Origin of the sequence: Sporomusa malonica (genome assembly GCF_900176355.1) — a bacterium.
Lineage (GTDB): Bacteria > Bacillota > Negativicutes > Sporomusales > Sporomusaceae > Sporomusa > Sporomusa malonica.
The window spans coordinates 1-1,969 of sequence record NZ_FWXI01000059.1; the positions used below are offsets into that span (position 1 = coordinate 1).

General features: G+C 42.6%; 1 protein-coding gene. It reads left to right on the forward strand.

Annotated features, from left to right (window positions below):
- Positions 1–95: 95 nt before the first annotated feature.
- A partial coding sequence (locus B9A22_RS24750; RefSeq protein ID WP_176215690.1) for a beta strand repeat-containing protein occupies positions 96–1,969 on the forward strand: 1,874 nt, incomplete at its 3' end.

The following is a 1,969-nucleotide window of genomic DNA, read 5'->3' on the forward strand; positions in this document are numbered from 1 at the left end:
TCATCCATGCACCCAGTGTAAACAACATTACTAAGAATCCCACGAGCGTTACTGGGGGCAATTTTTCTACTTTACAATCTACGCAACAATCTAATGTGTCGAAAATCCAAACTGTCATAGGAAATACCACTCTGCAAGGCAACTCAATACTGGCTCAAAATGGTGGTACTACTATAAACCCTGGTAATACACCGGTAAATAACCAGACATCGATAGGACAATCTGGGCAAAGCAATTCAGTGTCGGGCGTAGGTAGCGGAAATAACAATATATTGCAACAAATGGGGTTAGATTCGGCAGTTAACCAAATTGGCAGTGGGGGAAACTTTTCAAATTTACAATCTACGCAACAATCGAAAGTATCGGAAATTCAAACAGTACTAGGAGATACTACTATACAAGGCAGTACAACTTTAGGGAAAAACGGTAGCACTACTATCAATCCCAGTAGTACGCCAGTTGGTAACACGGCAGCAGTAGGACAGGCCGAGCAGCATAGTACTCTCTCCAATATTCAGGCAGAATCAGGAAGAAATACCACTTTACAAGGCAGCACGACCTTAGGACAAAAAAGTAGCACTACTATCAACCCTAGTAATACGTCAACAGGTAACACGGCAGCAGTCGGACAAGCTGGGACCAATAGTACTGCTTCTAACGTAGTAAACAAGAATGGCATGAACATCACGTTGCCCTCGAATGGTCTCTATACTATCCATACAGAACCGAGTAGTCGCTATTTAGTAGAGACTGATCCTAGATTTGCAAATTACAAAAACTTTATTTCAAGCGATTATATGCTACAAAACTTGGGCTTAGATCCGGCAAAAACAATGAAACAAATCGGTGATGCTTTTTACCAGCAGAAACTGATTCGTGATCAGGTTAGTCAGTTGACTGGAAAGCAATTTCTAGGAGAATACTCCTCAAACGAGGATCAATACAAAGCGTTAATGGATAGCGGTACAACCTATGCTAAGCAGTTCAACTTGCAGGTAGGCGTAGCCCTAACGGCAGCGCAAATGGCACATCTTACTTCCAACATGGTGTGGATGGTAGAGCAAGAAGTGCAGGGTCAGAAGGTACTTGTACCGGTAGTTTATCTTGCACCCAATCAAACAAACAGTCTGAGATCAAATGGGGCAATAATCACTGCGGAAAATGTCCAGATTACAACTGATCAGGATATAGTCAACCAGAACAGTAAAATCACAGGGGGAACGGTCAACCTTGTTGCTGGTCGTGATATCAAAAATGAAACGACAACCTATGTAGCCAAAACCGGAGAAAATTTAAAAGCCGGAAACGACATTAGAACAATAGCTGGTCAAACTGCAGAAATTAGTGCTACAGGGAATTTAACCATCGATGCGAAACGAGATGTAAACATTACTGGCGGGAAGGTTTCGGCAGGTGAAGATATCACTCTTGACGCTGGTCGTAATTTAAACGTTACAGCGGTAGTTACAAATGATAAAACCACCGCCAAGAATTATCTGACGGATACAACGACCAATGTAGTTAGCAGCATCAAAGCTGGTGGCAACATAACAATGACAAGTCAGCAAGATGCCAATCTGAGTGGCGCTCAAGTTGAAGCAGGCAATGACCTTACTCTCACATCCATTGCCGGCAATATTAACATTAGTGCAGTCAAGGACGAGACGCTAGAAGATATAAAGGTAGGAACAAGCGGGAACTGGAAGAGAACCCGCACAGATGATGAAACTGTTATCGGTAGCACCCTACAGGCTGGCGGCAACGTCAATATTACAGCGGTTAACCCTGTTGCACCCAATGCCAACAGTGGCAATATCACAATTGCCGGAAGTAATATTTATAGCGACAGCGGTAAGATTTTAATTGACGCGGATAACGATGTTACTCTCCAAGAAGTCAAAGAAAAACATGAGTCACTCGTTCAAACCCATAAGAAAAAAAGTGGATTCTTGTCATCTAAAACTACAGA